Below are 4,967 nucleotides of genomic sequence, written 5' to 3' on the forward strand. Positions count from 1 at the left end.
CCCCCCACACCGGCGAGAGCGTCGAGGCCGACGGGACCATGACCGAGCCGAGCTCGGAGGACTTCGAGCACGCCGAGCAGGTGCCCGCCGACCCCGACTGGTTCAAGCGCGCCGTCTTCTACGAGGTGCTGGTCCGGGCGTTCAACGACTCCAACGGCGACGGCACGGGCGACCTGCGCGGCCTGGCCGACAAGCTCGACTACATCGAGTGGCTGGGCGTCGACTGCCTGTGGCTCCCCCCGTTCTACGCCTCCCCCCTGCGCGACGGCGGCTACGACATCAGCGACTTCCGCGCCGTGCTGCCGGAGTTCGGCACCGTCGACGACTTCGTGCACCTGCTCGAGGAGGCGCACCGGCGCGGCATCCGCGTCATCACCGACCTCGTCCTCAACCACACGTCCGACGCGCACCCGTGGTTCCAGGCGTCGCGGCAGGACCCCGACGGCCCGTACGGCGACTTCTACGTGTGGAGCGACGACGGCACGGAGNGCGGCCAGTTCTTCTGGCACCGCTTCTTCAGCCACCAGCCCGACCTGAACTTCGAGAACCCCGCCGTCCGCGAGGCCATGCTCGACGTCCTGCGGTTCTGGCTCGACCTCGGCATCGACGGCTTCCGCCTCGACGCCGTGCCCTACCTGTTCGAGGAGGAGGGCACGAGCAGCGAGAACCTCCCCCGCACGCACGAGTACCTCCGCGAGGTGCGCGCGACGATCGACCGCGAGTACCCCGGTCGGGTGCTGCTGGCCGAGGCCAACCAGTGGCCGTCCGACGTCGTCGAGTACTTCGGCGACCCCGCGGTCGGCGGCGACGAGTGCCACATGGCCTTCCACTTCCCGCTCATGCCGCGCATCTTCATGGCGGTGCGGCGCGAGTCGCGCTTCCCGATCTCGGAGATCCTGGCGCAGACGCCGCCCATCCCGTCGGGCACCCAGTGGGGCATCTTCCTGCGCAACCACGACGAGCTGACGCTCGAGATGGTCACCGACGACGAGCGCGACTACATGTACCGCGAGTACGCGCGCGACCCACGCATGAAGGCCAACATCGGCATCCGCCGACGGCTCGCGCCCCTGCTGGAGAACGACCGCAACCAGCTGGAGCTGTTCACCGCCATGCTGCTGAGCCTGCCCGGCTCGCCCGTCCTCTACTACGGCGACGAGATCGGCATGGGCGACAACATCTGGCTCGGCGACCGCGACGCCGTCCGCACGCCCATGCAGTGGTCCCCCGACCGCAACGCCGGCTTCTCGCGGTCCGACCCCGGCCGCGTGTACCTGCCGCCGATCATGGACCCGACCTACGGCTACGAGGCGGTCAACGTCGAGGCGCAGATGGGCAACAGCGCCTCGCTGCTGTCGTGGACCCGACGCATGATCGAGGTGCGCAAGCAGCACCTCGCGTTCGCCGAGGGCGACTTCACCGACCTGGGCGGCTCGAACCCGAGCGTGCTCGCCTACCAGCGCGTGTGGACCCGTCCCGACGGGGAACGCGACGTCGTGCTCTGCGTCAACAACCTGTCCCGCTTCCCCCAGCCCGTCGAGCTCGAGCTCGGCGAGCACGAGGGGNCCCTGCCGGGCCACGGCTTCTACTGGTTCCAGCTGTCCGAGCTCGGCGACGAGGGCGAACGAAGGAGCATGACATGAGCGATCCCGTGAGCACTCCCGACCAGGGCACTCCCGACCAGGGCCACGAGGTCGGGACCTCCGACGTCGACCGCGTGGTGGCGGCCCTGCCCGACTGGCTTCCCGCGCAGCGGTGGTTCGGCGGCAAGGACCGACCCGTCACCGGCACGCGCACCGTCGACTGGACCGTGGTCCTGCCCGGTGAGCCCCTTCTCGTGCACCTCGTGGTGGAGGTGCAGCAGGGCGACCGGACCGAGGCCTACCAGCTGCTCCTCGGTCGACGCAGCGACGGACTGCCCGACGTCCCGGCGGCGGCGGCGATCCCCGCCGGCGACGGTCCCGTCTGGTACGAGGCCAGCGGCGACGCCGACCTCACGGGCGTGCTGCTGGACCACGTCGCCGCGGGCGAGCGCGTCGGTGACCTGCGCTTCGACCCCGAGCCCGGCGTGGAGCTGACCACCGGCCTGCGCGCGCACCCCATCTCCTCGGAGCAGAGCAACACGTCGCTCGTCTACGGCGGCCAGTACATCCTCAAGCTGTTCCGCAAGCTCACCCCGGGCGTCAACAAGGACCTCGTGCTGCACCGCGCCCTGCGGCAGGTGGGTTCCGCGCACGTGGCCGAGCCGCTCGGTGCGATCAGCGGACGGATCGGCGACGACGAGGTCAGCTTCGGGATGCTGCAACGGTTCCTGCCCGACGCCGCCGACGGCTGGGTCATGGCCACCACGAGCGTCCGCGACTTCATGGCCGACGACTCCGGCCTGCCGCCCGGCGACCTGGGCGGCGACTTCGCCGGGGAGGCGTACCGGCTGGGCCGGGCCGTGGCCGACGTGCACGCCGACCTCGCCCGCGCCCTGGGCACCGAGCCGGCGGCCGACGACGACCTCGAGCGCACCGTGGCGGCCATGGAGGCACGGCTCGACCGCGTCGCTGCGGAGGTCGACGACCTGGCGCCCCACGTCGACGGGATCCGCGAGGCATTCCACCGCTTGCACGGCATCGAGCTGACCCTGCCGCTCCAGCCCGTGCACGGCGACCTGCACCTCGGCCAGGTGCTCCGCACCGTCCACGGCTGGCTGCTGCTCGACTTCGAGGGCGAGCCCGCCTCGAGCCTGGCCGAGCGGTCGGCGCTGCGCTCGCCCCTGCGCGACGTCGCCGGCATGCTGCGCTCGTTCGACTACGCGGCCCAGCAGCTGCTCGTGGGCCAGCCCGCCGACGAGGAGCAGACCGAGCGGGCCGCGGCCTGGGCGCGCCACAACCGGCTGGCGTTCTGCGACGGCTACGCCAAGGCGGCCGGCCGCGACCCACGCGACGACGCCGACCTGCTGCGCGGCCTCGAGCTCGACAAGGCCGTCTACGAGGTGTCCTACGAGCACGCCAACCGACCCGACTGGTCGAGCGTCCCGCTGGGGTCGATCGCCCGGATCCTGCGTGAGGGTGAGTGACATGAGCGAGTCCACGACGAGCTGGCCCCCCGCGGTGGGTGACCTCGACCTGCACCTGGTGGCCGAGGGCCGCCACGAGCGGCTCTGGGAGGTCCTCGGTGCGCACGTGCGCACGCACGAGGGCCCGTCCGGGCCGGTGGGCGGGACCTCCTTCGCCGTCTGGGCGCCGAACGCGCAGGCCGTGCAGGTCGTCGGCGACTTCAACGGCTGGGACGGCGGGGCCCACGCGATGCGGGCCCTCGGCGGTTCGGGCGTGTGGGACCTCTTCGTCCCGGACGTCGGCGCGGGCGCGCGCTACAAGTTCCGCCTCCAGGGTCCCGACGGTGCGTGGCACGAGAAGGCCGACCCGCTCGCCTTCGGCACCGAGGTCCCCCCGGCCACGGCGTCCGTCGTCGTGGAGCCGCAGCACCGCTGGCGCGACGACGCGTGGGTGGCCCGACGCGACGCGACCGCGTGGCTCGAGGCGCCGGTGAGCGTGTACGAGGTGCACCTCGGGTCGTGGCGACCGGGGCTGTCCTACCGGGAGCTGGCCGACGAGCTCGGCGACTACCTCGTCGAGATGGGCTTCACCCACGTCGAGCTCATGCCCGTGGCCGAGCACCCCTTCGGCGGCTCGTGGGGCTACCAGGTCACGTCGTACTACGCCCCCACGTCGCGCTTCGGCTCCCCCGACGACTTCCGCTGGTTCGTCGACGAGCTGCACCAGCGCGGCATCGGCGTCATCGTCGACTGGGTGCCCGCGCACTTCCCGCGCGACGAGTGGGCCCTCGCCCGCTTCGACGGCACCCCGCTGTACGAGCACCCCGACCCGCGTCGCGGCGAGCAGCCCGACTGGGGCACCTACGTCTTCGACTTCGGCCGCAACGAGGTGCGCAACTTCCTCGTGGCGAACGCGCTCTACTGGCTCGAGGAGTTCCACCTCGACGGGCTGCGCGTCGACGCCGTCGCCTCGATGCTCTACCTGGACTACTCGCGCAACGACGGCGAGTGGGTGCCCAACAAGCACGGCGGTCGCGAGAACCTCGAGGCCGTGCAGCTGCTGCAGGAGCTCAACGCCACGGTCTACAAGCACCACCCCGGCGTGATGATGATCGCCGAGGAGTCCACCGCGTGGCCCGGCGTCAGCGCGCCCACCGACGCCGGTGGTCTCGGCTTCGGCTTCAAGTGGAACATGGGCTGGATGCACGACACGTTGTCCTACCTGGGGCAGGACCCCGTGCNNNNCCTGCCCCTCTCGCACGACGAGGTCGTGCACGGCAAGGGCTCGCTGTGGGGCCGGATGCCCGGCGACGCCTGGAACAAGGCGGCCGGCGTGCGCGCGCTGCTGGCCTTCATGTGGGCGCACCCCGGCAAGCAGATGCTGTTCATGGGCGGGGAGTTCGGCCAGGAGGGCGAGTGGGCCGAGTCGCGCGGTCTCGACTGGCACGCGCTGGAGGACCCGCTGCACGCCGGTGTGCTCGAGCTGGTCAGCGACCTCAACCTCACCTACCGCGACACCCCGGCCCTGTTCACGGCCGACGCGCGTCCCGAGGGCTTCCGGTGGATCGACGCCTCCGACACCCAGGGCAACGTCATCTGCTTCCTGCGCATCGGCTCGGACGGCTCGCAGCTGGCCTGCCTGGCCAACTTCTCCGGCAGCCCCCACCACGACTACCGGGTGGGCCTTCCCCTGCCCGGCACGTGGCGCGAGGTGCTGAACACCGACGCCGAGTCCTACGGCGGCTCCGGCGTCGGCAACCTGGGCAGCGTCGAGGCCGAGATGGTGCCGCACCACGGGTTCGCGGCATCCGCCGAGGTCCAGCTGCCCCCGGCCGGGGTGCTCTGGCTGGTGCCCGAGCAGCAGTAGGTCGGGCCCGGTCCGCGCCCTGCGCACCACCCTTCGGCCCCGCTCCGCACGGAG

At 71.9% G+C, this 4,967-nt stretch carries 3 protein-coding genes and 2 pseudogenes; all 5 read left to right on the top strand.

Annotated elements, in window-relative coordinates; all coding sequences use genetic code 11:
• Positions 1 to 38: 38 nt before the first annotated feature.
• Positions 39 to 488 (top strand): alpha-amylase family glycosyl hydrolase (locus ASF38_RS19230; RefSeq protein WP_255353823.1); only part of this gene is annotated, 450 nt, incomplete at its 3' end.
• 1 nt (position 489) lies between these two features.
• Positions 490 to 1,565, top strand: a pseudogene (locus ASF38_RS08455) (alpha-amylase family glycosyl hydrolase); the annotation flags it as partial.
• Positions 1,566 to 1,639: 74 nt separating this feature from the next.
• Complete coding sequence (locus ASF38_RS08460; RefSeq protein ID WP_162237324.1) at positions 1,640 to 3,067, top strand: aminoglycoside phosphotransferase; 1,428 nt, start codon at positions 1,640 to 1,642, stop codon at positions 3,065 to 3,067.
• A 1-nt stretch (position 3,068) separates the two neighbouring features.
• The coding region (gene glgB, locus ASF38_RS08465) for a 1,4-alpha-glucan branching enzyme (RefSeq protein ID WP_235497536.1) at positions 3,069 to 4,287 on the top strand (1,219 nt) is incomplete at its 3' end.
• Positions 4,288 to 4,291: 4 nt separating this feature from the next.
• Positions 4,292 to 4,913, top strand: a pseudogene (locus ASF38_RS19235) (alpha amylase C-terminal domain-containing protein); the annotation flags it as partial.
• Positions 4,914 to 4,967 lie beyond the last annotated feature (54 nt).

The sequence above is a fragment of the Aeromicrobium sp. Leaf272 genome, from assembly GCF_001422865.1.
Lineage (GTDB): Bacteria > Actinomycetota > Actinomycetes > Propionibacteriales > Nocardioidaceae > Aeromicrobium.